The sequence below is a fragment of the Streptomyces sp. NBC_01314 genome (assembly GCF_041435215.1).
GTDB lineage: Bacteria > Actinomycetota > Actinomycetes > Streptomycetales > Streptomycetaceae > Streptomyces.
This window is the reverse complement of sequence record NZ_CP108394.1, coordinates 7,409,462-7,436,348: the sequence shown is the minus strand read 5'-3', so window position 1 is coordinate 7,436,348 and position 26,887 is coordinate 7,409,462. Positions and strand designations below refer to the sequence as shown.

The following is a 26,887-nucleotide window of genomic DNA, read 5'->3' as shown; positions in this document are numbered from 1 at the left end:
AGAACCGCCCCTGAGCCCCGAGGACCACCAGTGACATCGAGACAGCTCCATCTCAACGCCTTCCTGATGAACACCGGCCACCACGAGGCGTCGTGGCGGCTGCCGGAGTCCGACCCGTACGCGCACGTCGAGCTGGACCACTATGTGCGGCTGGCCCGGATCGCGGAGCGCGGCACGTTCGACTCGCTCTTCCTGGCCGACGGGCCGCAGCTGTGGGGCAGCGTGGGCCAGCGTCCGGCGGGCGCCCTGGAACCGCTCACCCTGCTGACCGCGCTGGCGACGGCCACCGAGCACATCGGTCTGATCGCCACCGCCTCCACGTCCTACAACTCCCCCTACAACCTGGCCCGCAAGTTCGCCTCGCTCGACATCCTCAGCGGCGGCCGGGCCGGCTGGAACATCGTCACCACCGCCGGCGCGGAGGCCGCCCGGAACTTCGGTCTCGACGCCGAGCCCGCGCACGCCCAGCGGTACGCGCGGGCCTCCGAGTTCCTCGACGTGGCCCTGAAGCTCTGGGACAGCTGGGAGGACGACGCGATCGTCGCCGACAAGGCGTCCGGTGTCTGGGGCGACGACACGAAGATCCATCCGCCCCGGCACAAGGGGACGTACTTCAGTGTCGAGGGTCCGCTCAACGTCCCCCGCTCGCCCCAGGGTTACCCGCTGCTCGTGCAGGCGGGGTCGAGCGAGGACGGCAAGACGTTCGCGGCCCGGTACGCGGAGGCCGTGTTCACCGCGCAGCAGACCATCGAGGACGCGCAGGCCTTCTACGCCGACCTCAAGTCTCGTACGGCGGCGGTCGGCCGGGACCCCGAGCACATCAAGGTGCTGCCCGGGATCGTCCCCGTACTGGGGTCGACGGAGGCCGAGGCGCGGGCGGCCGAGCGGGTCCTGGAGGACCACATCGTGTACACGCACGGGGTGGGCGGTCTGGAGCGGCTGCTGCAACTGGAGCCGGGCACCCTGGAGTTGGACGCCCCACTGCCCGACGGTCTGCCGCCGGAGAGCACGATCGAGGGCGCCAAGAGCCGCTACACGCTCGTCGTCGAGCTGGCCCGGCGCGACCGGCTCACCGTGCGGGAGCTGATCGGTCGGCTGGGCGGCGGGCGCGGGCACCTCACCTTCGCCGGGACGCCCGAGCAGGTCGCCGACAAGATCGAGACCTGGTTCACGCGGGGTGCCGCCGACGGCTTCAACATCATGCCCGCGGTCCTGCCGTCCGGCCTCGACGCCTTCGTCGACCACGTCGTCCCGATACTGCGCACCCGCGGTCTGCTCCGCACCGAGTACGGGCCGCGCCGGACCCTGCGGGACCGCTACGGCCTGCCGCGCCCCGCCAACCAGCACGTCAGTGCGTCCGCACCCGCCCTCGTCTGATCACCGAAGCCCGGGGTCCAGAGGCCCGGGCCCCGAAGTCCGGCCCCGAAAGTCCGGCCCCCGAAAGGAAGCACGCCATGTCCCTCGACATCCAGAAGGTCACCGCCAACATCGGTGCCCGTGTCTCCGGCGTCGACATCTCCAAGCCCCTCGACGAGGAGACGGTCGCGGCCCTGCGCGAGGCCCTCAACGTCCACAAGGCGCTCGTCTTCGACGACGTGGACCTCGACGACGAGACCCACCAGGCCTTCGTCCGCCACTTCGGCGACATCACCACCGCCCACCCGACGGTGGCCGCCGTGGACGGTGCCGCGAACGTCCTGCCCGTGGACAGCGAGCGGGGGCGCGCCAACCACTGGCACACCGATGTCACGTTCGTCCTCAACCCGCCGCAGGCCACCACCCTGCGCAGCATCACGATCCCGCCCTACGGCGGCGAGACCCTGATCGCGAACTCGGCGGCGGCCTACCGGGACCTGCCCGAGCCGCTGCGGCGGCTGGCCGACGGCCTGTGGGCCGAGCACACCAACGACTACGACTACGCGGTACCCGACGAGGAGATCGACGCGGAGCGGGCCGAGCAGCGCGCCCGGTTCACCTCGATCAAGTACCGCACGGCCCACCCGGTCGTCCGCGTCCACCCGTTGACCGGTGAACGCGGCCTGTTCATCGGCGGGTTCGCGCAGCGGATCGTGGGCCTGTCCCTCGGCGAGTCCCGCAAGCTCCTCGACCTGCTCCAGTCGTACGTGACCCGGCCGGAGAACGTGTTGCGCCACCGCTGGTCGGAGAACCAGCTCGTCGTCTTCGACAACCGCGTCACCCAGCACTACGCCATCGACAACTACGACGGCCTGCCGCGCCGACTGCACCGGGTGACCGTCGCCGGGGACGTGCCGGCGGGCATCGAGGGCAGGGAGAGCCACTCGATCGAGGGGGACGCCTCGCACTACACGTCCGTGGCCGCACGGCAGGAGGCCGTCTCCGTGGCCGCCTAGGCGCGACCGGCGCAGGCACGTCCGGACGGCGGACGGCCGCCGACACGCCTCGAAGACTTCAGGGCCCTCGCGCGGAGGACGGACGGTCGGTTCGCGCGAGGGCCCTTTCGCGTGTCCGGGCACGCCCCTCCATCCTCTTGCTGCTAGCGTGCACTTGCAAGTACTTTGCAATAAGAGGTCGGAGGGGACCCCCATGCCCGTCTACACGCTCCCGGAACTGCCGTACGACTACTCGGCGCTCGCGCCCGTGATCAGCCCCGAGATCATCGAGCTGCACCACGACAAGCACCACGCGGCGTACGTCAAGGGAGCCAACGACACGCTCGACCAGCTCGCGGAAGCGCGCGACAAGGAGTCGTGGGGCGCGATCAACGGCCTGGAGAAGAGCCTGGCCTTCCATCTCTCCGGCCACATCCTGCACTCCATCTACTGGCAGAACATGACCGGTGACGGCGGCGGAGAACCACTGGCCGCGGACGGCGTGGGCGACCTGGCGGAGGCCGTCGCCGAGTCCTTCGGTTCGTTCGCGGGCTTCAAGGGACAGCTGACCAAGGCCGCCGCCACCACCCAGGGCTCCGGCTGGGGCGTACTGGCGTACGAGCCGCTCAGCGGGCGCCTCATCGTCGAGCAGGTCTACGACCACCAGGGCAACGTCGGCCAGGGCGCCACCCCGATCCTCGTCTTCGACGCCTGGGAGCACGCCTTCTACCTGCAGTACAAGAACCAGAAGGTCGACTTCATCGACGCCATGTGGGCCGTCGTCGACTGGCAGGACGTGGCCAAGCGCCACGCCGCCGCCAAGTCCCGCGCGGATGCGCTGCTGCTCGCCCCCTGAGCCGGGCCCGCACCGAGATGTCCTGCTCGTGATCGTCTTCTCAACCTTCGCCGGGCAGGCAGAAAGAGGGAGAACCCCCGCGAGGACGTGACTCGCGGGGGTTCTCGCCGTCCGGGGTAACTGAAATCGCCACCGGCGGGACGCGTTCCGGTCTGACGGTTTCCTGAACTTTCGCCCTATGATCCCGTTTTCCGGCCGGATTTCCGATCCGGCCGACCGGACCGGGAGGTCGCATGTCGACGAGCTACAAGCACTGCCCGCCGTGTGGAGGAAGCAAGCCCCTGCCGTTCCACGCGGCCGACAAGGAAGTGCGGCAGCACCTCGAGTCCCTGGGGAAGAACCCGGCCGGCTGGTGGCGCTGCGGCAACCACGGTGAGAAGGGTCGCTGCCTGTTCGTCCAGCCGTGGGGCAACCAGAGCGAGGGTCTGACCCTCCCCGAGTCGTTCAGGTGACCCGGCCGGTCAGACCAGGTTGCTGAAGTCCGGGCCCTTGCTGCGGGTGCGCTTGAGTTCGTAGAAGCCGGGGACCGAGGCCACGAGGAGGGTGCCGTCCCAGAGCTTGGCGGCTTCCTCGCCCTTGGGGGCGGGGGTGACGACCGGGCCGAAGAAGGCGATCTGCTCGCCGTCGGCGCCGGGGACGGCGATGACGGGGGTGCCGACGTCCTGGCCGACCTTGTCGATGCCCTCCTTGTGGGAGGCGCGCAGCTCGGCGTCGTACGGGGTGGAGTCCCAGTGGTCCATGAGGGACTCGGGCAGCCCGACCTCGGCCACCGCGGCGGCGACGACGTCCTTCTCTATGCCCTGGCCCAGGTTGTGCGCGCGCGTGCCGATCGCGGTGTAGAGGTCACCGAGGACCTCGGCGCCGTGCTCCTGCTGGGCGGCTATGACGATCCGTACCGGCCCCCAAGCCTTGGTCTGCAGCAGCTCGCGGTACTCCTCGGGCAGCTCGTCGATCTTGGGCTCGTTCAGCACCGCGAGGCTCATCACATGCCAGCGGACCTCGATGTCCCGGACCTTCTCGACCTCCAGGACCCACCGCGAGGTCATCCAGGCCCACGGGCACAGCGGGTCGAACCAGAAGTCGACGGGGGTCTTGCCGGAGATCTGCTCGGACATGGTTCTCCTCGTAAGAGAGCTGGGAAGGCAGTTCGGAAGAAAGTCGCTTCAGCTCACAACACCGACGGCCGCACGTCGCATTCCCACCTGCCCGTCGTCAGGTGCGCATGACAGGATCGGTCTGTCCGCATACTGAACACCGCCTGAACACCACCCCTAGGGAGTGCCGCCCGTGCCCGGTGAGAATCTGTCCCGCGACGAGGCCCAGGAGCGGGCCGCACTGCTGTCCGTCGACGGTTACGAGGTCTCCCTCGACCTGCGGTCGGCCGTCGGCGACTCGGGTGGCCCCGGCGGCGAGCCGCGCACCTTCCGCTCGGTGACCACGATCCGCTTCCGCTGCGCCGACCCGGGCGCCGGCAGCTTCGCCGATCTGATCGCGCCGAGTGTGACGGCCGTCTCCCTCAACGGCAAGGATCTCGACCCGAGCGAGGTCTTCGACGGCACCCGGATCGCCCTGGACGACCTGGCCGCCGAGAACGAGCTGGTGGTCGACGCCCAGTGCGCCTACTCCCGCACCGGCGAGGGCCTGCACCGCTTCGTCGACCCCGAGGACGGCGAGATCTACCTCTACACCCAGTACGAGCCGGCCGACTCCCGCCGGGTCTTCGCCAACTTCGAGCAGCCGGACCTCAAGGCCCCCTTCCGCTTCGAGGTGCGCGCGCCTCAGGGGTGGGTCGTGTGGAGCAACGGGGTCGGCGAGCAGACGGACGGGGTGTGGCGGTTCGCGGAGACGAAGCCGATCTCGACGTACATCACGGCGGTCGTCGCGGGCCCGTACCACTACGTGACGGACTCCTACGAGCGGGTCTTCGAGGACGGTACGCGGCTGGAGATCCCCCTCGGCGCGATGTGCCGCAAGGGGCTCGCCCCCTACTTCGACTCCGACGACGTCTTCCTGATCACCAAGCAGGGCCTGGACTTCTTCCACGACCACTTCGACTACCCGTACCCGTTCGGGAAGTACGACCAGGCGTTCGTGCCCGAGTACAACCTCGGCGCGATGGAGAACCCGGGACTCGTCACGTTCCGCGAGGAGTTCATCTTCCGGGGCAAGGTCACGCGGGCGTCGTACGAGCGGCGGGCGAACGTCGTCCTGCACGAGATGGCGCACATGTGGTTCGGCGACCTCGTGACCATGGTGTGGTGGGACGACCTGTGGCTGAAGGAGTCCTTCGCCGACTTCATGGGCTCCTTCTCGATGGTCGAGGCGACCCGCTTCACCAACGGCTGGGTCACCTTCGCCAACAACCGCAAGTCCTGGGCGTACCGCGCCGACCAGCTGCCCTCCACCCACCCCGTCACGGCCGACATCCGTGACCTGGAGGACGCGAAGCTCAACTTCGACGGCATCACGTACGCCAAGGGCGCGTCCGTGCTCAAGCAGTTGGTGGCGTACGTGGGGCGGGAGGCCTTCCTGGAGGGCGCCCGGCGCTACTTCAAGCGGAACGCGTACGGCAACACGAAGCTGGGTGACCTGCTGTCGGTCCTGGAGGACACCAGCGGGCGGGACATGGTGTCCTGGTCGCGGGCCTGGCTCCAGACGGCGGGGGTCAACTCCCTCACTCCGCAGGTGCTGCTCGACCCCGAGGGCCGGATCGACGAGCTGGCCGTGGTGCAGGAGGCGGCCGAGTCGCACCCCGAGCTGCGGCCGCACCGGGTGGCGATCGGCCTGTACCGGCGCAATGGCGAAGGGGGCCCGCTGGAGCGGTACGCGCGGGCCGAGGTGGACGTCGACGGGCCGCGTACGGTCGTGGGTGAGCTGGCCGGGGCCGGGGCGCCCGAGCTGGTGCTGGTCAACGACGACGACCTGACGTACTGCAAGATCCGTTTCGACGCGGGGTCGCTGGACACGCTGCGGGCCGGGCTCGGGGACCTCTCCGACCCGCTGGCCCGGGCGCTGTGCTGGTCGGCGCTGTGGAACCTGACCCGGGACGCGCTGCTGCCGGCGCGGGACTTCGTCGACCTCGTGCTGCGGTTCGCGGGACGGGAGTCCGACATCGGGGTGCTCCAGATGCTGCACGCGTGGGCCGGCTCGGCGCTCACGCACTACGCGGCGCCGGAGTGGCGGGAGGCCGGGGGCCGGCTGCTGGCGGAGGGCGCGTCGCGTGAGCTGCGGGCGGCCGAAGCGGGCAGTCAGCACCAGCTGACGTGGGCCCGTTTCTACGCCTCGGTGGCGTCGGGCGAGGGCGATCTGGCGGTGCTGCAGGAGCTGTTGGCGGGGACCGCGACGGTCGACGGGCTGGACATCGACCAGGAGCTGCGGTGGGCCTTCCTGGAGCCGCTGGCCACGCACGGGGTCGCCGACGAGAGGGTGCTGGCGGCGGAGCTGGCGCGCGACGACACGGCTTCCGGGAAGCGGCATCAGGTGCGCTGCCTGGCGGCGCGGCCGTCCGCGGCGGTCAAGGCGCAGGCGTGGGCGTCGGTCGTGGAGTCGGACACCCTGTCCAACGCGTTGGTCGAGGCGACGATCACGGGGTTCACCCGGCCGTCCCAGCGGGAGTTGGTGGCGCCGTACGCCGCCAGGTACTTCGAGGTGATCGAGCGGGTGTGGGCCGAGCGGTCCATCCAGATCGGGATGGATGTGGTGCGGGGGCTGTTCCCGTCGCTGCAGGACTCCCAGGGGACGTTGGACGCGACGGACGCGTGGCTGGCCGCGCACGAGGAGGCGGCACCGGCGTTGCGGAGGCTGGTGGTCGAGGCTCGGGACGACCTGGCCCGGGGCCTGCGGGGGCAGGCGTGCGACGCGGCGGCCGGGTCGGAAGCGACGACTGTGGGGTAACTGCCGCCGCTTCTGCGCGTGTTGCGCACCTTGCTGGCTGCCACTGGGGCAGGGGGCGGGTGCGCTCACCGGCGGTTGCCGGGTGCCGCCGCGCCCACCCTTGCCGCCCCTGGGCGGTTGCGTTCGCATCAGGGGGACGTCGGTCCAGGTGGGTTGTTGACTGAAGTGCGGGAGTCGGCGAGGCGTCCATGACCGGCCGCGGATGTGGGCCGTCCACGGCGCCTGGGAGCGGGTGTTCACCGCGTCGCTGACGGCCCAGGGCCGATGGCCGACGAGGGCCTGAGCCGGGCTGTCTCGGTGGACTCCACGATCGTGCGCGCTCATCAGCACGCCGCCGGGGCCCGCAGCTCGGACAGCGAGCCGGGTGGGCCACCGGTGCAGGCATACCGGATGCGGGGCTGCCGGGTTCGGGGTTGCCGGGTGCAGGGCTGCCGGGTTCGGGGTTACCGAATTCGGGTAATTGGAGCCGTAACCTTTTTTGATCGCCGTCCGGACCAGCGGGTATCGGCAGTCGAACGCACGTACTTTAGTGTGGTCTTGTCCGGATTTGTCGACGAGCGTGTAACAGCGGTTCATGGGCGGCCCCGGAGCGGGAACCTCCGGGTCATGACCCACAACACCCCGCTCTCCCCCCGCCCCCTCCGTCGCCTCTCGGACGTCACGCGCCGGGTGCTGACGGCCGCGCAGCTGCGCGCGCAGGGTGTCACCGCGGCCGAGACGAACGAGCAGTGCCGGCCCGGTGGCTCCTGGCAGCAGATCCTGCCGGGCGTGTTCCTGCTGCACCCGGGCCCGCCCACCTCGGAGGAGCGACTGCACGCGGTGCTGTCCTACGCGGCCCGCTCGCCCTTCCGCGAAACGGCCACCGGGGCCGCGGAAGTCGCCGGCGTACCCGCGCAGCCGAACGCCGACGAGCCCCGCCCGGCGCCCCGTTACTCGAACGCGGTGATCACGGGCCTGGCCGCCCTGACACTGCACGGGTTCTCGTCCGCTCCCCCGCTCCCCTCCCTCGACGCGATCGACGTCCTGGTCCCGCGCATGCGCCGGCTGCGGACCGCGGGCTGCGCCCGGATCGTCCGCACCCCGGCCATGCCGACCCCGTCCTACGTGACCGGCCTGCCCGTCGCCCCGGTGCCGCGCGCACTCGCCGACGCGGTCGCGGAACTCTCCGAGGCGGGCACGGTACGCCGGCTGCTGACGGAGGCGGTGCGCGGCGGCCACACCGAACCGACCGCGGTCGTGAGGGAGTTGACCGAGGCGCGGCTGCTGAACCGTCCGTATGTCGCCGACGCGGTGGACTCGCTGCTCGCCGAGGGGCGGGCGATCGCGGAGGACCACCTGTACCGGATGGTCCGTGAGTACGCCCTGCCCGACCCGGTCTGGAACGTCGACCTCCGCCTGCCCGGCGGCCCCCACCTCGGCGGTCTCGACGCGTACTGGCCGGAGCAGGCCGTCGCGGTCGAGCTCGACACCCGCGCGCCGCGTCAGGAGGACGACGCACTGTGGTCCGAATACGCCCGTAAGCGCGAGATGTTGGAGCGGCTCGGTATCACCGTCGTCCACATCACCCCCAGGAAGCTGCGCGACTCCCTGGAGCAGCAGGCGACTGTCGTCCGCACCGCCCTGATGGCGTCGTGCGACCGCGATCCGGCCGCGTATGTCGTGGTGCTTCCCCGGTAATTCGGGTAACCCGGGGCATCAGGAGGGGAGAGGAAGGGCCGCCGCCCGCCTCGGCGGGCGGCGGCCCTTCCTCACGCCGGGGCGACTACTTGTCGCAGAACTCCGCCTCCACGATCGCCTCGGTGTCGCCCGTCCAGTCGCTGTTGAAGTTGAAGGCGAGGGAATGGCGGCCGTCGGAGGTGGTGACGGCTTCCGAGGTGGAGCCGTGGATGCCGCCGCCGTGGCCCCAGACGGTGATGCCGCAGCTGAGTTCGCGTTCCATGAGGCCCAGTCCGTAGCCGGCGTTCGGGATGCCGTCCACCTTGATCGTGGTCTTCATCTCGGCGAGCTGCTTCGGCGGCAGGAGCTTGCCCTTGAGCAGTGCCGTATAGAAGCGGTTGAGGTCGCCGGAGTCGGAGATCATCTCGCCGGCCGAGTAGGCCAGGGACGGGTTCAGCTCCGTGACGTCGTAGGTCGGGCCCGTCGCCGTCCGGGCCAGCTTGCCGTACGCGCGGCTGCTCGGCCTGGGGACCTTCGGATAAGTGCCCGGGACAAGGGTGGAGCGCAGGCCGAGGGGCTCGATGACGCGGGCGCGGACCTCGTCGCCGTACGGGTTGCCCGTGGCCTTCTCGATCACCATGCCGGCCAGGACGTAGTTGGTGTTCGAGTAGTTCCAGTCGGTGCCGGGGGCGAAGTCCGGCTCGTGCTTCATGGCGACCGCCACCAGTCGTTCCGGGGGAGCCGTGTCGTAGCGGTGCTGGAAGAAGCCGTCCTTCAGGAAGTACGTACGGCCGAACTCCTCGTCGTTCGTGTAGTTGGAGATTCCGCTGGTGTGGTTGAGGAGTTGACGGAGAGTCACCTCGCGGCCGTCGTGGCCGTTGCCGCGCACCAGGCCCGGCAGCCACTTGTCGACCTTGTCGTCCAGCGACAGCCTGCCCTCGGCCTCCAGCTGGAGCAGGACCGTCGACACGAAGGTCTTCGTGATACTGCCGACGCGGTAGCGGTCGTGGGCGGAGCGCGGCTTGTCCGTCCTGATGTCGCCGACGCCGGAGGTGGCCTTCCAGACGCCGTGCTTGTCCTTGGCCTGGAGGGCCACGCCGGGAACGCCGTCCTTCACCGCCGCGTCCATGGCCTCCCTGGTCGCGGTGTGGTCGGTTCTGGCGGGTGCCGGTGCCGCCACGGCGGGTGCGGCCAGCGCCACCGCCGCAGCCACCGCGGTCGCCGCCACCAGAACCGTACGTGCCTTACGTGCCGTGCCAGCTGCGCGAGCCTGCATGCGGTCTCTCCCTTCGCACCGACGTTCTCGGCGGTTCCGACAACGTCCGGTCGCGAGGGGGGACACGGGGACGGGCGGGCAGGTTGATCAGGTGCGCGCCGGTTGAGTGGTTTTCAGCCCTTTCGGAGCACCAGCTCCGTGTTGCGGTCGCCGGGCGTGCCGGTGAGCGTGTCGCGGCGGCCGGGGGCGTTGTAGGACAGCTCACGGTAGAGGGCGGCGAGACCGGTCTGCGAGAGGTCCGTGAAGTCGGTTGCCTGCGGGGCGGCCGATTCGATCAGGGTGGTGAAGACGGAGATCGTGCCGTCCTTGTTGTCCACCAGTTCGATGACGCGGGCGAGTTGGGGGAAGTCGATGTGGGAGGCCGTCGAGATCTCCCAGAAGGAACCGCCGCTCGCCGACCCGTGGGGGGTGACGCGGTTGCGGTGGCTGTGTCCGTTCACCCAGGCCAGAACGTTGCGGTGGCTGCCGAGCAGGGACAGCACCTCGTCACCGCCGTGGCGTGCCTCGCCGGGGCGGGAGGGGTCCTTTCGGAGGTTGCGCATCGACGCGCTGGTGTGGTGACTGAAGACGACGGCGTACGAACCGCCCTTCGCCGCCTCCTTCAACGTACGGTCCAGCCACTTGAGTTGGGCCGTGCCGATCGAGCCCTCGTAGTGGCCGCCGGGGTCGGTGGAGTCGAGGCTGATGCCGATGACGTCGTCGGCGACGCGGAAGGCGTAGTACTGGGTGCGGGCGTCCAGGTTGGCCTGCGAGTAGCCGTGGCCGACCGGGCCGGGGCCCGTGTGGGCCGGGTCCAGGTGGGCCTTCAGGTAGTCCAGCGGGGTGAAGGGGGCGCGGCCCTCGTCCGGGGTGACCGACCGCATCTTCTTCGCCTGGGCCTTGAGGATGGCCTTCCACTCGGTGCCCCGGGGGTCGCCGCCGCTCTTGACGTTGTCCCAGAGGGCCTTGCCGACCTGCTCGTCCAGGGTCATCAGCTTCTTGCCGCCGACGGCGAAGTCGGCGAAGAAGGAGTCGCCGGGGGCGTAGCAGCCGCCGGGGAGGGAGTCGTGGTTGCCGACCGTGGAGTACCAGGGGACGTTCAGGCCGGGGCTGTTGACCTGGCGGATCGCGGCGGCGAGGAAGCCGTTCAGGCGCGGGAAGCCGAGCTGCTTGTCGGCGTCGCGGAGGGCCGCGTCCGGCTGCCAGTACAGCTTGAGGCCGCTGTTCTGGACGCCCTCGTAGCGGCGCGGGTCACCGGAGTTGGGGGTGACACGGCCGCCGCTCATCACCTTCAGGAACCAGTCCAGTTCCGTCTTCGAGTTGTTGTCGGTGTTGTCGCCGGTCGTCATGACGAAGTGCAGGGGCGAGCCGGTCACCGGGGCTCCGCGCAGCGCGTTCACCCGCTCGACGAGCGAGACCGCGCCGGCCACGGACAGTGCCTCCTGCGGGCGCCAGGCGCTGGCGGTCCGGGCGCGCAGGTACTCGTAGCGCAGTGGGTGCTGGACGTCCACCACATGCAGGTCGGTGAACTGCACGAAGGACGCCAGCGCCGTACGGCGTTTCTCGCGGCCGGACTTGGGGGTCGCCAGGTCGCCGCGTACGACCCGGGCCCAGGCGGGGCCGGCGCCGAGGCGGCGGTAGCCGGAGGAGTTGCGCGGGGCGGCGACCGAGGCGAGGGTCGTGCCTCTTGTGTACGGGGCGAGGGGCGCGGCCGGGGCCTCTCTGTTCGAGAGGATCGCCAGGGGGACCTCGGTGGCCGCGGCCCGGTCGGCGACGGTGGCGGCGTGGGCGTCGGTCTCCGGCCGCAGGGCGAAGCCGACCCCCGCGGCGAGGCCGACCGCGCCGGTGGCGGCGAGGAAGGCCCTGCGGTCAGGGTTGGTGGCGGCGGCAGCGACTGAGCGTATGCGCGACATGGCGCGGTCTCCCCGAGTGCGAACGCGTCGGAAGTGGTCGCGGGGGCCTCCGGCCGGGGTGCGGCCGATGATGTTTCCCGCTCGTACTTGATGCTTGGCAGCCGGGATGGCCTGGACGTTAACGAGGCGGCAACGGGTGGCGCCGATCACCGTACGTGGATCTACGGGTACGGTGCGCGCCCACCGGGCGTTTCCGAATGTGAGCGGAAGTGAAGGGAAGCGGTCACTCCTTGTTCACCTGGTGGGGTAGGGCACCGATTCGCCGTGGGGCTTGCGGTGATGGTGGGGTGCGGGTGCGGGTTGGCCGTGTGTGCCCGCGCCCTAAGAGGTGACCGGCCGTTCCAGGTGGCCGTTCTGCGGGCGTTCCCTCCACAGGCGCAGGCCTACGTCCACCAGGCCCACCCTCTCCAGCTCCGGGACCTCCTCCAGCGGGTGCCAGGCGGCCATGTCCGTGGAGCCGTTCGTCTCGTGGCGGAGGTCGCCGCCGGTGACGCGGGCTTCGTAGACGATGCGGAGGGCCTGGAAGTCGACGCGGGTGCCGAGGCGGCGGGGGTTCTCGCCTCTGTTGGTGTCGATGCCGAGGAGGGTGGTGGGTTCGACGGAGTAGCCGGTCTCCTCGGCCGCTTCCCGGACGACCGTGTCGTACGGGTTCTCGCCGTGCTCCATACCGCCGCCGGGCAGGGTCCACTTCTTCAGCCCGTCCCGGGAGACCCAGCGGGCCAGCAACAGGTGTCCGTCGCGTACGCACACGGCGTAGGCCGCCACCCTCAACTCTTCGCGCATGCACAGACGTTACCCACAATGTCCGCTCATTCGCGGCCATTGCGTCCATGACGGGTTGAGGGTTTACCCCATGAAATGGTTCCCGTCTCGGTCAACTCTCCCCAAACATCTATCACTTTGGTAAGACTGGGCGATCATCCGGGACCGCATATCGGACCGGACCGATCCGAACCCGCCGCTCGGATCATCCATGCTCGTGCTCTGGATTCCTTACCTACAAGGGATGTCGATGACCCTCACCCCCCAGCCCGGCCCCCGACCGGGTACGAGACGCGTGGCCCGCATAGCCGTGGCCGCGGGTCTGGTCGCCGCGCTCTCCGCGGCCGGGCCGATACCCATGGCCTTCTCCGCGGACGACCCGTCCACCGCCGTCCCGGCGGACGGCGGCGTCAAGTCCGCGCACGACAAGCTCGGCTCGGCCGACGCCGACCTGCTCGCCGAGGCCAAGGCCGACGGCGACAAGAACGTCACGATGATGATCGCCACCAAGCCCGGCAAGACCGAACAGGTCGCCGAGCAGCTGGACGCGGTCAAGGGCGGCTCCGTGGGCCGCACCTACGACAAGCTCGGCTACGTCCGCGCCACGGTCCCGACCAAGAGCGCCGACTCGGCCATCTCGGCCGCCGCGAAGCTCTCCTCCGTGCAGGGCATCGACCTGCGCCAGGAGATCGTCCTCGACGACCCGTCGCCGCTCGCGGACACCGCGAAGGACGCGAAGCCGCAGGCCACGGTCGCCGAGACGTACCCGGGGCCGGACAAGAACACCCCCGCCGAGAACCCGTACAACCCGTCCTTCGAGACGGGCGCCGTCGACTTCGTGCGGAAGAACCCGACGGCGGACGGCCGGGGCATCACCATCGGCATCCTGGACTCCGGTGTCGACCTCGCGCACCCGGCGCTGCAGAAGACGACCACCGGCGAGCGCAAGATCGTCGACTGGGTGACGTCGACCGACCCGATCGTCGACGGCGACGGCAGCTGGCGCCCGATGACGAACTCGGTCTCCGGGCCGACCTTCACCTTCGGCGGCCGGACCTGGACCGCGCCCGCGGGCTCGTACTCCGTCAACACCTTCCGCGAGTCCGCCACGGCGGCCGGAGACGCGGCGGGCGACGTGAACCGCGACGGCGACACCACCGACGCGTGGGGTGTGCTCTACAACGCGGCGGCCGGCACGGTCACCGTCGACGTGAACCAGAACTTCAACTTCACCGACGACAAGCCGATGAAGCCGTACAAGGACGGCTACCAGATCGGCTACTTCGGCACCGACAACCCGGCGACCGACGTCGCCGAGCGTCAGCCGTTCGTCGTGGAGTACCGCAAGGACGTCCCGATGGACCCCTTCGGGGGCGACTGGGTCGGCAAGAAGGCCGACTTCGTCAACATCGGTCTGATCTCCAGCGAGCACGGCACCCACGTCGCCGGCATCACCGCCGCCAACGGCCTGTTCGGCGGCAAGATGAACGGCGCCGCCCCCGGCGCGAAGATCGTCTCCTCCCGCGCCTGCGAGTTCGGCCCCGGCTGCACCAACGTGGCGCTCACCGAGGGCATGATCGACCTCGTCGTCAACCGCGGCGTCGACATCATCAACATGTCCATCGGCGGCCTCCCGGCGCTGAACGACGGCAACAACGCCCGCGCCGAGCTGTACACGCGTCTCATCGACACCTACGGCGTCCAGCTGGTCATCTCGGCCGGCAACTCCGGCCCCGGCGCCAACACCATCGGCGACCCCGGTCTTGCCGACAAGGTGATCTCGGTCGGCGCGTCCGTCTCCAAGGCGACCTGGGCCTCGAACTACGGCTCGGAGGTCACCAAGGGGTACCAGCTGTTCAACTTCTCCTCGCGCGGACCGCGTGAGGACGGCGGCTTCACCCCGACCCTGGTGGCGCCCGGCGCCTCCATCAACACCACGCAGACCTGGCTGCCGGGCGTCATCGCCCCCGAGGCCGGCTACCAACTGCCGGCCGGCTACCAGATGCTGAACGGCACGTCGATGGCCTCCCCGCAGGCGGCCGGCGCCTCCGCGCTGCTGCTCAGCGCCGCGAAGCAGAAGGGCATCGAACTGACGCCCGCGAAGCTGCGCACCGCGCTGACCTCGACCGCCGACCACATCCGGCGCGTGCAGGCGTACGCCGAGGGCGCGGGCCTGATGGACATCGTCGCCGCGTGGAAGTCGATCAAGGCGGGCGCCACGGCGCACGACTACGCGGTCAAGGCTCCCGTCGACACGGCTATCGACTTCGCGCTGAAGACCCCGGGCTTCGGCACCGGCGTCTACGACCGCGAGGGCGGCCTGAAGGCCGGGCAGACGAAGACGTACGACGTCACCGTCACCCGCACCTCCGGAGCCGACAAGGCGATCCGCCACGACCTGCGCCTGGAGAACGACGAGAACGACACGTTCTCGATCGTCGGCGACGACGAGGTCTCCCTGCCGCTGAACAAGCCGGTCACCGTGAAGATCGCCGCCAAGCCGGAGAACGCCGGCATCAGCAGCGTGATCCTGGAGGTCGACGACCCGAAGACCGTGGGCGTCGACAAGCAGATTCTCAACACGGTGGTCGTCTCCACGCCGCTGAAGTACACCCACTCGGTGTCCAGCACGGTCCAGCGCAACGCCTTCAAGTCGTACTTCGTCACCGTCCCCGAGGGTGCGAAGAGCCTTGAGGTCGCGATCAGCGGGCTGAAGGACAAGAGCCAGACCCGCTTCATCGCCAACCACCCGTACGGCGTCGCGGTCGAGAGCACCAGCTCCCTGACCTGCTACAACAACTACCTGGACGGCAACGGCTGCAAGCCGGACGTGCGGTCGTACGCCAACCCGCAGCCCGGTGTCTGGGAGTTCGAGGTCGAGTCGCGCCGGACGTCACCGGTGCTCGACAACACCTTCAAGCTGAACTTCGCGGTGTACGGGGCGAACTTCGACCCCGAGGTCGTCACCGTGCCCGAGGCCAAGGTCGGCACGCCGACCGCCGCCTCCTGGAAGGTGACCAACAAGCTTGCCCCCATCGACGGCAAGCTGACGGGCGGCCCGCTCGGCTCGGCCAAGTCCGACCGGCCGACCATCGCGACCGGTGTCACCCAGACCTCCACGGTCGAGGTGCCCGCGGGCGCCGAGTCCCTGGACGTCACCATCGGCAACACGGCGGACACGGGCGCCGACCTGGACCTGTACGTCTACAACGCCGCAGGCGTCGAGGTCGGGAGCTCTGCGGACGGCGACTCCGAGGAGTCCGTCTCCATCCCCTCGCCGGCCGCCGGTACGTACACCGTCGAGGTCGTCGGCTACGCGGTTCCCGCCGGGTCCACCGCGTACGACTACCGCGACGTGTTCTTCTCCTCCGCCCTGGGCGAGGTGAAGGTCGCCGACACCGCCGTCAAGCTCGCCACGGGTGGCTCGACGACCGTCTCCGGTGACGTCGTCGCGGCCGCCGCGGCCCCGGCCGGCCGGGAGTTCTTCGGCCAGGTCCAGCTGGTGAACGCGCGCGGCACCGCCGCGGGCATCGGCAGCGTACGGATCGAGAAGGTCACGCCGTAGTGCGCCGGTAGTACGTGAGTGAAGGAGGGGCGGGTGTCCGGAAGGACACCCGCCCCTTCGGCGTTCAGCGGATCACTCGCACGGCAGCTCCTCCGAGTCCGGCAGCGCCGCCTCGATCCAGGCCCGGTCGCGGGCGATCTCCGCCTCCTTCGTGGTCCAGATGTCCGGCTGGGCGCTGTCGCCCGGGATGCCGACCAGGACGTGGTCGCCCTGCCGCAGCCGGGGGTCGACATCGTGGTCCATGGGGAAGGTGATGTGGTCCTCGCCCTTGCCGGGCTTGATCCAGCGGTCCACCTCGACCGTGATCCGGTCCTGCGCGGCACCGGTCACGGGTTCGACCTCCGTGACGGTGCCCTCGACGATGACGCGGGCACAGGCGACGTATCCCTCAGGGTTGCGCGAGGCCGAGTCGTCCCCCCCGTCGCTGTCCTCCAGGCTGTTGTCACTCTTGCCTGCCGACTCTTCGGAGACACCCGAGTCGGCCGACGACTTCGAGCTGTTCGCCCCGCCGCCGGCCTGTACGGCGACCCAGCCCACGCCGAGGACCACGGACGCGGCCGCCGCGGCGGCGAGGGTGCCGAAGGTGATCTTCAGGGCGTGCCGGGCGCGGGACGGCCGCGGCAGCAGGGGCGTCACCGACGCGGTGGGGGCCTGCGCGGGCCGGGGCACCCGCCCGGGGTCCGTCTCGGCACCGGCCGCGTCCCCCGGCCGCGCGGCCACGGGTCGCCCCGGCGGGACCCCGGCCACGGCGTCCTCACCCGTCACCGCCAGCGCCTCACCGATCAGCCCCAGCTGCTCCCTCAGCAGCGCCACGTCGGTGGCGGCCGCGTCACGCGACGCCACGAACTCGGCGTCCCTCAGGGCTTCTTCGGGCAGCGGCTCGTCGAGAAGGGCGGCCATCAGCGCGTCCATGCCGGCGTAGGCGGGGCCGTCGTGAACGATGTCGCCGTAATCCCGAGCGCCGTCCTCGCCCTGCCGAACGCCGTCGTGATCGTCCTGCCGAGCGCCGTCGTGTTCGGGCTGCCCGGCTCGCTCGGCGCCGTCACCCAAGGCGAGGTCGTCGTGCTCGCCGTGCCCGTGCGCGATGTCGTCGTACTCGGCGTCGCGCCTGCTGTCGTCCCGGGCGGCCACGTCACACCACCTCGTCCTCGTGCAGGCGGGAGCGCAGTGCGCGGACCGCCGAGTGGAGCCTGCTCTTGACCGTGCCCTCGGGGATGCCGAGTTCATCGGCGATCCCACGCACCGGCAGGTCGGCGTAGAAGCGCAGGACGAGGACCTGGCGCAAGGCGTCGGGCAACTCGTCCAGGCCTCGGGCGACGGCGAGCGAGAGCACGCTGGAGTCCTCGCCGGAGGGGTGCGCCGCCGGCTGCCGCAGCGAGGCCAGGCGCTCTCCCAGGCGCTCCTGGCGCCGCTTGGCGCGGTGCCAGTCCATCGCCAGGTTGGACGCGACCACCGCCGCCCACGCGGACACGTCCCGCGGTGCCTCACGGCCGCTCGCGGCCCGCTCCAGCAGCCGCAGCCGTACCTGCTGTACCCCGTCCAGCAGGTCCGACTGCGGCACACCGCCGAGCGCGAGCACCGCCCGCACCCGCCGCTCCTGGGCCTCGTCCAGTGGATCGTCCGCCTCCTGGACGCTCTCGACGTGGCGCGCCTTTCTGCGCAGCACAGTCCCCCCTTCCCCTCCCGCGTTTCCCCTACGACGCCGATGCGGACCGAAACGTTCGAAGGGTTCGGCCCGACTTTCCCGGCGGAGCGCAGAGGCGTACGTCACACCTTCGCGTGCACCCGGGTGCCGTGGGCAGGGTCGGGGCAGTACAGATTGCGGTACAGGGCCGCCGTAGGGCGAATTTCTCCAGCTCAGCCGGGGTGGCGGCCACAGAAGCGGCTTCGGCGCCGGGGCCGCTCGCGGCCTGCCCGTCGCACGGCCTGGTCAAACGATTGGACAGGCGGGCCCGGCCTGACCGCATGATGGAAACGCCTCGGCCATGCCGCAGACACACACAAGCCACGTAAAAGGAGTCGCCGTGAGGGTCGGAATCGTCGGAGCCACCGGTCAGGTCGGCACGGTCATGCGCAGGATCCTCAAGGAGCGCGACTTCCCGACGCGCGAGCTGCGCCTGTTCGCGTCCGCCCGCTCGGCCGGTTCGGTCGTCGACGGTGTGACGGTCGAGGACGCGTCGACCGCCGACTACTCCGGCCTCGACATCGTCCTGTTCTCCGCGGGCGGCGCGACCTCCCGGGCGCTGGCCGAGAAGGTGGCGTCGCAGGGCGCGGTCGTGATCGACAACTCCTCCGCGTGGCGCCGCGACCCCGAGGTACCGCTGGTCGTCTCCGAGGTGAACCCGCACGCGATCGCCGACCGCCCCAAGGGCATCATCGCCAACCCGAACTGCACGACCATGGCCGCGATGCCGGTCCTGCGTCCGCTGCACGACGAGGCGGGTCTCGAAGCGCTGGTCGTCGCCACGTACCAGGCGGTGTCCGGCTCCGGCGTCGCGGGCGTCGCGGAGCTGCACGGCCAGGTGCAGAAGGTCGTGGGCGACGCGGACAAGCTGACGCACGACGGCTCGGCGGTCGACTTCCCCGAGCCGGGCGTCTACAAGCGGCCCATCGCCTTCAACGTCATCCCGCTCGCCGGTTCGATCGTCGACGACGGTCTCCACGAGACGGACGAGGAGCAGAAGCTCCGCCACGAGTCCCGCAAGATCCTGGAGATCCCCGGACTCAAGGTCTCCGGCACCTGCGTCCGCGTCCCGGTCTTCTCCGGCCACTCCCTCCAGGTCAACGCCCGCTTCGCGCGCCCGATCTCCGTGGAGCGCGCGACGGAGCTGCTGGCCGGCGCCCCCGGCGTCACCCTCTCCGACATCCCGACCCCCCTCCAGGCCGCGGGCCAGGACGCCTCGTTCGTGGGCCGCCTCCGCGCCGACGAGACCGTCGACAACGGCCTCGCCCTCTTCGTCTCCAACGACAACCTCCGCAAGGGTGCGGCGCTCAACGCGGTGCAGATCGCGGAGCTGGTGGCGGCGGAGCTGAGCGAGTAGGCAGGCAGTACGCACAGAGGGGGCCTACCAGGTGCCGGTGGGCCCCCTCAGCGTGTTCGGAGCGCCGGGTGATGACGCGTCCGGTCCCGGAGGGCAGCGTCTTCGCTCCTCTCCGACTCGGCGAAAGCCGCCGTGTATTCCTGCTCCAGCTGTGCTCGCCGCAGGAGTTCGATAGCTGCGTGTATCACGGCTGAACGGGACTCGGCCTCTGTTCGCTCGGCGTACTTGGCCGCACACCACGCCCCCATGGAAGGATGGCGCAACCACACATACCGAGGAGATGACCGCGTGCCTGGCACAAACCTGACCCGCGACGAGGCTCAGCAGCGGGCGGCGCTGCTCAGCGTCGACTCGTACGAGATCGATCTCGACCTCTCCGGCGCGGAGGAGGGTGGCACCTACCGGTCCGTGACCACGGTGCGCTTCGACGTCGTCGAGAACGGCGCGGCGTCCTTCATCGACCTGGTGGCCCCGACCGTCCACGAGGTGACCCTCAACGGCGACGCGCTGGACCCGGCGGAGGTCTTCGCGGACTCCCGGATCGCGCTGCCGGACCTGCTGGAGGGCCGCAACATCCTGCGGGTCGTGGCCGACGCCGCGTACACCAACACCGGTGAAGGCCTGCACCGGTTCGTCGACCCGGTCGACAACCAGACGTACTTGTACACCCAGTTCGAGGTCCCCGACGCCCGCCGCGTCTTCGCGAGCTTCGAGCAGCCGGATCTGAAGGCCACCTTCCAGTTCACCGTGAAGGCCCCGACGGGCTGGACCGTCATCTCCAACTCGCCGACGCCGGAGCCCAAGGACGACATCTGGGTCTTCGAGCCGACGCCCCGTATCTCGACGTACATCACGGCACTCATCGTCGGCCCGTACCACTCCGTGCACAGCGTGTACGAGAAGGACGGGCAGTCGGTGCCGCTCGGCATCTACTGCCGCCCGTCCCTCGCCGAACACCTGGACTCCGACGCGATCTTCGCGGTCACCCGGCAGGGCTTCGACTGGTTCCAGGAGAAGTTCGACTACGCGTACCCGTTCAAGAAGTACGACCAGCTGTTCGTGCCGGAGTTCAACGCGGGCGCGATGGAGAACGCGGGCGCGGTGACCATCCGTGACCAGTACGTCTTCCGCTCGAAGGTGACGGACGCCGCGTACGAGGTCCGCGCCGAGACCATCCTGCACGAGCTGGCCCACATGTGGTTCGGCGACCTGGTCACCATGGAGTGGTGGAACGACCTGTGGCTGAACGAGTCGTTCGCCACGTACACGTCGATCGCCTGCCAGGCCGACGCGCCCGGTTCCCGGTGGCCGCACTCCTGGACCACGTTCGCCAACTCCATGAAGACCTGGGCGTACCGGCAGGACCAGCTGCCGTCCACGCACCCGATCATGGCGGAGATCCGCGACCTGGACGACGTGCTCGTCAACTTCGACGGCATCACGTACGCGAAGGGCGCCTCCGTCCTGAAGCAGCTCGTCGCGTACGTCGGCCAGGACGAGTTCTTCCGGGGCGTGCAGGCGTACTTCAAGGCGCACGCCTACGGCAACACGCGCCTGTCCGATCTGCTGGGCGCCCTGGAGGAGACCTCCGGCCGTGATCTGAAGTCCTGGTCGAAGTCGTGGCTGGAGACGGCGGGCATCAACGTCCTGCGCCCCGAGATCGCGACGGACGAGCACGGTGTCGTCACCTCCTTCGCGATCCGCCAGGAGGCCCCGGCGCTGCCCGCGGGCGCGAAGGGCGAGCCGACGCTCCGCCCGCACCGCATCGCGGTCGGCCTGTACGAACTGGACGACACCAGCGGCAAACTGGTCCGCGACGAGCGCATCGAGCTGGACGTCGACGGCGAACTGACCGCCGTACCGCAGCTGGTGGGCAGGCGCCGCCCGGCCGTGGTCCTCCTCAACGACGACGACCTGTCGTACGCGAAGGTCCGCCTGGACGAGCAGTCGCTCGCCTTCGTCACCGAGCACCTCGGCGACTTCGAGGCCTCCCTCCCCCGCGCGCTGTGCTGGGCCTCGGCCTGGGACATGACACGTGACGCGGAGCTGGCGACCCGCGACTACCTCTCCCTCGTCCTGTCGGGCATCGGCAAGGAGTCCGACATCGGTGTCGTCCAGTCCCTGCACCGGCAGGTGAAGCTGGCGATCGAGCTGTATGCCGACCCGACGGCCCGCGAGGCGCTGCTGACCCGTTGGACGGACGCCACGCTCGCGCATCTGCGCGCCTCGGTGGCCGCCTCCGACCACCAGCTGGCCTGGGCCCGCGCGTTCGCGGCGACCGCCCGCACCCCCGAGCAACTGGACCTCCTGGAGGGCCTGTTGGAGGGCACGCAGACGATCGAGGGCCTGGCCGTCGACACCGAGCTGCGCTGGTCCTTCGTCCAGCGGCTCGCGGCGGTGGGCCGCTACGACGAGGCGGAGATCGCCGGCGAGTACGAGCGCGACAGGACGGCCGCCGGCGAACGCCACGCCGCCACCGCCCGCGCCTCCCGCCCGACCTCCGAGGCCAAGGCCGAGGCCTGGTCGCAGGTGGTCGAGTCGGACAAGCTCCCCAACGCGCTCCAGGAAGCGGTCATCGGCGGCTTCGTCCAGACCGACCAGCGTGACCTCCTCGCCGAGTACACCGACAGGTACTTCGAGGTGGTGAAGGAGATCTGGGACTCCCGCTCCCACGAGATCGCCCAGCAGATCGCGATCGGCCTCTACCCGACCGTCCAGGTCTCGGCCGACACCCTGCACAGGACGGACACCTGGCTGACCACCGCCGAGCCCAACGCGGCCCTCCGCCGACTGGTCTCGGAGTCCCGCTCGGGCGTGGAGCGGGCCCTCAAGGCCCAGGCCGCGGACGCGGCGGCGACCACGGAATAGCGAAGGCCGTTCGTACGACCCCGGGGCGGCCCGGACAGACGTACGACGAGGGGCGCCCGGTGATCTCACCGGGCGCCCCTTTTCTGTGCCGGACTTCCCGTGCCGGACTTCGTCTCGGGCCCGTGCCGGACCGGTGTCCCTAGACGGTGGTTGACGCCCGGCGTCGCGCTCCACCGCGTGGCGCTCTTCGCGGGCGGCCGGTCGGCATCGGGGAACGCGGCTGGAGCTGGCCCAGGATCGTCGCGCCGAAGGCGATGGTCATGCCGAGGAGTTGGAGGGGGGTGAGGGACTGGCCGAGGGCCGCCCAGCCGACGACGGCCGCGGTGAGGGGGGAGAGGGGGCCGAGGAAGGTGACCTGGGTGGCGGAGAGCCGGCCGATGCCCCGGAACCAGAGCCAGTAGGAGACGGCGGTGTTGGCGAGGGCCAGATAGAGGTAGCCGCCGACCGCCCGGGTGTCCAGGGCCGGGGGCGCGCCCTCGACGAGGAAGGCCACCGGCGCGATCAGGAGGCCGCCCGCGGTCAGTTGCCACCCGCTGAGGGCGAGCGGGCCTACGCCGGCCGGGCGCCCCCACCGTTTGGTGAGGACCGTGCCGGTGGACATGGAGGCGGTGGAGGCGAGCGCCGCGAGCAACCCGACCGGGTCCAGCGCGCCCGCCGCCTTCAGCACGATCAGGCTCACGCCGAGGGCCGCGGCGATCCCGGTGAGCAGCGTGCGTACGGTCGGCCGCTCCCCCAGCAGCACGGTCGCCAGGCCCGCGACGAACAGCGGACCGACCGAGCCGACGACCGCCGCCATACCGCCCGGCAGCCGGTACGCGGAGAGGAAGAGCAGCGGGAAGAAGGCGCCGATGTTCAGCGCGCCCAGCACCGAGGCCTTCCACCACCAGACCCCGCTCGGCAGCCTACGTGAGATCGCCAGGAGCAGCAGCCCCGCCGGGAGCGCCCGCACCAGGCCCGTGAACAGGGGGCGGTCGGCCGGCAGGAACTCCGTGGTCACGGCGTAGGTGGTGCCCCAGGAGAGGGGGGCGAGTGCGGTCAGGGCGATGAGGGGGAGACGACTCGCGGTCTGCGCGGTGTGCGCGGTCATGGGGCGCGTCCTTCTCGGCGGGAGGGTCTGCTCGATCGACGTGTTCGATTTAGCTTGCTCGCTATTAGCTTAGCGTTAAGCCACTTTCCGTCAAGCTACTTTCTTGCGGCCGACCCATAGGCATCCGATACTCACCCCATGAACGCGCGCCCTGAGCCCGACCAGCCCCTCCGCGACCCCGTCGACGCGATCGTCGACCAGTGGGCGGTCGCGCGGCCCGACCTCGACACCACCGCGATGGCGGTGTTCGGCCGCGTCTACCGGCTCTCGCGAGCCCTCGGCGACCGAACGGAGAAGGCGTACACGCGGTTCGGGATCTCACGCGGTGAGTTCGACGTGCTAGCGACCCTGCGGCGGTCCGGCGAGCCGTACACGCTCTCGCCCCGCGAACTCTCCGCCACCCTCATGCTCACCACCGGCGGCATGACCGGACGCCTCGACAAACTCGAACGCGCCGGCCTTCTCCGCCGCTCCCCCGACCCGCACGACCGCCGCGCCCTCCAGGTCACCCTCACCGACGAAGGGCTGCGCCTGATCGACGAGGCCCTCGTCGCGGGCCTCGCCGTCCAGACCGAGGCGCTCTCCCACCTGAGCGACGAACAGGCCGGCCAACTGGCCGACCTGTTGAGGACGCTGGTGGTGGGGATGGGGGCGTAACCGCGGCCGAGGAGCCGTACCCCCAGGAACACGACGAGGGCACCCACGGCGCACAGGTGTGCGGAGGGTGCCCTCGATGCAAAGCGTCGGGAAAGGCGGAGCGGAGGCGGGTCAGGCCTTCGCCCTGGCCTTCGGCCGACGGTCCGTCGACCCGTCCAGGACCATCACCAGACCGGCGATCACCGCGAACAGCGCGAGCGGCGCCACGACGTAGAGGCCGAGCGTCTCGAACACGCTGAGGCCCAGACCCGGGTCGTCGCCGTCGTCGGGCGTCACCGCGAGCGCGGGGGACGACATGAGCAGCATCATCAGCGTCGTACCGGCAGCCAGGGCGCCGGCGCGCAGGGCGTTCTTCTTGTCCACCTTCTTGTCCACGCGCTAAAGGTAACGAACGTGGGTGAGCTTCGCTCGGCCGGGGGTGCGATAGCGAAGGGGCCACTCTCACGCGCCCCTCAGCACATCCACCAGGGCGTACAGCCGAGGTGACGCCGCCAGGTCCTCCAGGGTCACCGGGCGGCCGGACGCGTCGGCGATCGGCAGGCGCCAGTTCGGGTACTGGTCCCACGTGCCGGGGAGGTTCTGGGGGCGGCGGTCGCCGAGAGTGTCGGGGAGCCAGAGACCGATCATGCGGGCGGGGGTCCGGAGGAGGAAGCGGTGGAGGGCCTGGATCCGGTCCTCCTCGGAGGTGGTGGAGATGCCGCCGCCTGCGCCGTCCAGCAGACCCAGCCGGGCGAGGAGGGCCAGCCATTCGCCCGCGTCGGCGGCGGCCTCCGCCCGCTCCTCGTCCAGGGAACGGGTGAGCAGGCCCAGGCCGTGGCGGAGGTCGACGTGGTCGCAGGTCAGCCGGGAGGCGGTGGGCGGGAGGTCGTGGGTGGTGGCGGTGGCGAGACAGTTCGCGCGCCAGCGTTCGGGCGGGAGCGGGCGGCCGGTCCCCTCCCAGTCGCGTTCGAACCAGAGGACGGACGTGCCCAGGACGCCGCGGGCGTCGAGGGCCTCACGGACGCCCGGCTCGACCGTGCCGAGGTCCTCGCCGATCACCAGGGCGCCGGCCCGTGACGCCTCCAGGACCAGGATCGCGAGCATGGCGTCGGCGTCGTAGCGGACGTACGTGCCCTCGGTCGGTGCCTGGCCCTGCGGGACCCACCAGAGGCGGAACAGGCCCATGACGTGGTCGATGCGGAGGGCGCCCGCGTGGCGGAGGAGGGCGCGCAGGAGGTGGCGGTAGGGGGCGTAGCCGGACTCGGCGAGGCGGTCGGGGCGCCAGGGGGGCAGGCCCCAGTCCTGGCCGCGGGAGTTGAAGGCGTCGGGGGGCGCGCCGACGGACATGCCGGCCGCGAAGTGCTCCTGCTGGGCCCAGGCGTCGGCGCCGCCGGGATGGACGCCGACGGCCAGGTCGTGCACCAGGCCGATCGGCATGCCCGCGTCGCGCGCGGAGCGTTGCGCGGTGCCGAGTTGGGCGTCGGTCAGCCAGGCCAGGCGGGTGTGGAAGTCGACGCGGTCCATCAACTCGCCCCGGGCGCGGGCCGTTTCGGCGGAGCGCGGGTCGCGCAGGCCCGTCGGCCAGCGCGACCAGTCGGAGCCGTGGACCTCGGCGAGCGCGCACCAGGTGGCATGGTCCTCCAGCGCCTCGCCCTCCTCGGCGAGGAAGTCCCAGTAGGCGGCCCGCCGCCCGGGACCGAGCGGCACGGCGCGCACCAGTTCCAGGGCCTCGCGTTTGAGGTCCCACACCGCGTCCCGGTCGATCAGCTCGCCCTTGGACAGGACGGACTCCCGCAGGCGCACGGCCCGTTCCAGCAGCGCGCCGACGCGGTCGCGCTCCTCGGGGGACGAGGAGGCGGAGGAGAGGGCGTACGGGTACTCCGGTACGTCCTCGACGCGCAGGTGGACGGGGTCGGGGTAGCGGCGGGACGAGGGGCGGTACGGGGAGGGGTCGGTGGGGGTGCCGGGGACGGCCGCGTGCAGCGGGTTGACCTGGACGAATCCGGCGCCGAGGGCGCGGCCGGCCCAGGCGGTGAGTTCGGCGAGGTCTCCGAGGTCGCCCATGCCCCAGCTGCGCTGCGAGAGGAGGGAGTAGAGCTGGACGAGGAGACCGTACGTGCGGCCGGGCGGGGCGGGCAGCCGGGCCGGGGCCACGACGAGGTTGGCCTCGGCGGTGCGGCCGTCGGGGGCGGCGGCACGCAGGGCGTGGACGCCCGGGGGCAGCTTCTCGACGCCGGAGCGGAGTTCGCCCTGCTCGGTCTCGATGCGCAGCCGGGTGCCGTCCGGGAGGGCGGTCAGCGCGGCGGGGGGCCCGCCGTCGGCCCAGCAGACCACGGTCGGCGGCAGCAGCCGTGCGCCCAGCTGCCGTTCGCGTGCCGCGAGGGCGGCGGTCACGGCCTCGGGGGTGCTCGCGTCGACGTCCAGTGCGGCGAGAGCGGCCACGACCGCGCCGCCCGAGGCCGCGACCGTACGGTCCGGGGAGGGGCTGTAGGAGGTGGCGACGCCGTGCAGGGCGGCGAGCCGGGCCAGCGGGGTCTCGGGCATCGGGCTCGAACCCCCTGGGTCTTCGTGCATCTAGACCCCCGATGCGGCGCCGTGGGACGTGGGTTCACTGGTGAGGGGGGCCGCCTCGGTGAGGGGCGGCTCGCTGGTGAGGGGTTCGGCGTCGGGGAGCGGAGGCTCGCTGGTCAGCGGAACGTCGGCACAGGGGCCCTCGGCGCTGAAGACGCAGACATGGGGCTCGTGGAGCTCGTAGGGCTCCGCCGTGCGTTTGGAGCGGGCCGGGGTCGGAAGGTGAGCCGGTGCGGCCATGGGGGGCCTCCTTGTCGTCGTACGGCGATGGGGTGCGGGTCCGGGGTACTCCAGCCCTACCCAGCGGGCGCCGCCGCAGACGTGGGTGACCGTACATCGTGGTTTTGGTCACTTGTACGGAGGGGCCCCGGCTCCTCCGGCATCGGCATGGCCGGACCGTTCCTCCGATCACTATTCACTCAGTACATGTAC

The 26,887-nt window shown here is 70.9% G+C and carries 20 protein-coding genes; 10 read left to right on the top strand and 10 right to left on the bottom strand.

Annotated features, from left to right (window positions below):
- Positions 1-30: 30 nt before the first annotated feature.
- The 4 genes from OG622_RS32810 to OG622_RS32795 all read left to right on the top strand — a co-directional run bounded on the left by OG622_RS32810 (position 31) and on the right by OG622_RS32795 (position 3,659).
- On the top strand, positions 31-1,377 hold the full coding sequence (locus OG622_RS32810; protein ID WP_371580242.1) for an LLM class flavin-dependent oxidoreductase: 1,347 nt from the start codon (positions 31-33) through the stop codon (positions 1,375-1,377).
- Positions 1,378-1,454: 77 nt separating this feature from the next.
- Positions 1,455-2,372, top strand: a complete 918-nt coding sequence (locus OG622_RS32805) for a TauD/TfdA dioxygenase family protein (protein WP_371580241.1) — start codon at positions 1,455-1,457, stop codon at positions 2,370-2,372.
- Positions 2,373-2,565: 193 nt separating this feature from the next.
- Positions 2,566-3,207 carry a superoxide dismutase gene (locus tag OG622_RS32800; protein ID WP_371580240.1) on the top strand — a complete coding sequence of 214 codons (642 nt, stop codon included), beginning with the start codon at positions 2,566-2,568 and terminating at the stop codon, positions 3,205-3,207.
- Positions 3,208-3,440: 233 nt separating this feature from the next.
- Positions 3,441-3,659, top strand: a complete 219-nt coding sequence (locus OG622_RS32795; RefSeq protein WP_371580239.1) for a hypothetical protein — start codon at positions 3,441-3,443, stop codon at positions 3,657-3,659.
- A gap of 9 nt (positions 3,660-3,668) precedes the next feature.
- Here OG622_RS32795 and OG622_RS32790 read toward each other — a convergent pair whose 3' ends face one another.
- A complete protein-coding gene (locus OG622_RS32790; RefSeq protein ID WP_371580238.1) occupies positions 3,669-4,322 on the bottom strand; it encodes a DsbA family protein in 654 nt (217 codons plus the stop codon).
- 172 nt (positions 4,323-4,494) lie between these two features.
- On the opposite strand from OG622_RS32790, the gene pepN (OG622_RS32785) reads away from it, so the two are divergent.
- Positions 4,495-7,101: an aminopeptidase N gene (pepN, locus tag OG622_RS32785; protein WP_371580237.1), complete on the top strand. Its 2,607-nt coding sequence runs from the start codon at positions 4,495-4,497 to the stop codon at positions 7,099-7,101.
- A 606-nt stretch (positions 7,102-7,707) separates the two neighbouring features.
- Positions 7,708-8,778: a hypothetical protein gene (locus tag OG622_RS32780; RefSeq protein ID WP_371580236.1), complete on the top strand. Its 1,071-nt coding sequence runs from the start codon at positions 7,708-7,710 to the stop codon at positions 8,776-8,778.
- Between the two features lie 85 nt (positions 8,779-8,863).
- On the opposite strand, the gene OG622_RS32775 is transcribed toward OG622_RS32780, so the two are convergent.
- From OG622_RS32775 to OG622_RS32765, 3 genes are all read right to left on the bottom strand, one after another.
- Positions 8,864-10,033: a serine hydrolase domain-containing protein gene (locus OG622_RS32775; protein ID WP_371580235.1), complete on the bottom strand. Its 1,170-nt coding sequence runs from the start codon at positions 10,031-10,033 to the stop codon at positions 8,864-8,866.
- A gap of 113 nt (positions 10,034-10,146) precedes the next feature.
- On the bottom strand, positions 10,147-11,925 hold the full coding sequence (locus OG622_RS32770) for a TIGR03767 family metallophosphoesterase (protein WP_371580234.1): 1,779 nt from the start codon (positions 11,923-11,925) through the stop codon (positions 10,147-10,149).
- A 321-nt stretch (positions 11,926-12,246) separates the two neighbouring features.
- Positions 12,247-12,708, bottom strand: coding sequence for an NUDIX hydrolase (locus OG622_RS32765; protein WP_371580233.1), 462 nt, complete (start codon positions 12,706-12,708; stop codon positions 12,247-12,249).
- Positions 12,709-12,931: 223 nt separating this feature from the next.
- Between OG622_RS32765 and OG622_RS32760 the strand changes: the two genes are divergently transcribed.
- Entirely contained in the window at positions 12,932-16,252 is a 3,321-nt protein-coding gene (locus tag OG622_RS32760; RefSeq protein ID WP_371580232.1) for a S8 family serine peptidase, read from the top strand.
- Positions 16,253-16,324: 72 nt separating this feature from the next.
- Here the strand turns inward: OG622_RS32760 and OG622_RS32755 are convergent, their stop codons facing one another.
- Positions 16,325-17,383, bottom strand: coding sequence for a hypothetical protein (locus tag OG622_RS32755; protein WP_371580231.1), 1,059 nt, complete (start codon positions 17,381-17,383; stop codon positions 16,325-16,327).
- 1 nt (position 17,384) lies between these two features.
- On the bottom strand, positions 17,385-17,918 hold the full coding sequence (locus tag OG622_RS32750; RefSeq protein WP_371580230.1) for a sigma-70 family RNA polymerase sigma factor: 534 nt from the start codon (positions 17,916-17,918) through the stop codon (positions 17,385-17,387).
- 358 nt (positions 17,919-18,276) lie between these two features.
- Between OG622_RS32750 and OG622_RS32745 the strand changes: the two genes are divergently transcribed.
- Positions 18,277-19,293 (top strand): aspartate-semialdehyde dehydrogenase, encoded by a 1,017-nt coding sequence (locus OG622_RS32745; RefSeq protein WP_371580229.1) that lies wholly within the window; start codon positions 18,277-18,279, stop codon positions 19,291-19,293.
- A 288-nt stretch (positions 19,294-19,581) separates the two neighbouring features.
- Entirely contained in the window at positions 19,582-22,161 is a 2,580-nt protein-coding gene (gene pepN / locus OG622_RS32740; RefSeq protein ID WP_371580228.1) for an aminopeptidase N, read from the top strand.
- A 139-nt stretch (positions 22,162-22,300) separates the two neighbouring features.
- Here pepN (OG622_RS32740) and OG622_RS32735 read toward each other — a convergent pair whose 3' ends face one another.
- Positions 22,301-23,248 carry an EamA family transporter gene (locus OG622_RS32735; RefSeq protein ID WP_371580226.1) on the bottom strand — a complete coding sequence of 316 codons (948 nt, stop codon included), beginning with the start codon at positions 23,246-23,248 and terminating at the stop codon, positions 22,301-22,303.
- Positions 23,249-23,386: 138 nt separating this feature from the next.
- Here OG622_RS32735 and OG622_RS32730 point away from each other — a divergent pair, with 138 nt between their 5' ends.
- A complete protein-coding gene (locus OG622_RS32730) occupies positions 23,387-23,905 on the top strand; it encodes a MarR family winged helix-turn-helix transcriptional regulator (protein ID WP_371580225.1) in 519 nt (172 codons plus the stop codon).
- A gap of 111 nt (positions 23,906-24,016) precedes the next feature.
- Here OG622_RS32730 and OG622_RS32725 read toward each other — a convergent pair whose 3' ends face one another.
- From OG622_RS32725 to OG622_RS32715, 3 genes are all read right to left on the bottom strand, one after another.
- On the bottom strand, positions 24,017-24,268 hold the full coding sequence (locus tag OG622_RS32725) for a hypothetical protein (protein ID WP_371584294.1): 252 nt from the start codon (positions 24,266-24,268) through the stop codon (positions 24,017-24,019).
- Positions 24,269-24,346: 78 nt separating this feature from the next.
- Positions 24,347-26,428, bottom strand: coding sequence for a 4-alpha-glucanotransferase (gene malQ, locus OG622_RS32720; RefSeq protein ID WP_371580223.1), 2,082 nt, complete (start codon positions 26,426-26,428; stop codon positions 24,347-24,349).
- 30 nt (positions 26,429-26,458) lie between these two features.
- Positions 26,459-26,695 (bottom strand): hypothetical protein, encoded by a 237-nt coding sequence (locus tag OG622_RS32715; RefSeq protein ID WP_371580222.1) that lies wholly within the window; start codon positions 26,693-26,695, stop codon positions 26,459-26,461.
- Positions 26,696-26,887 lie beyond the last annotated feature (192 nt).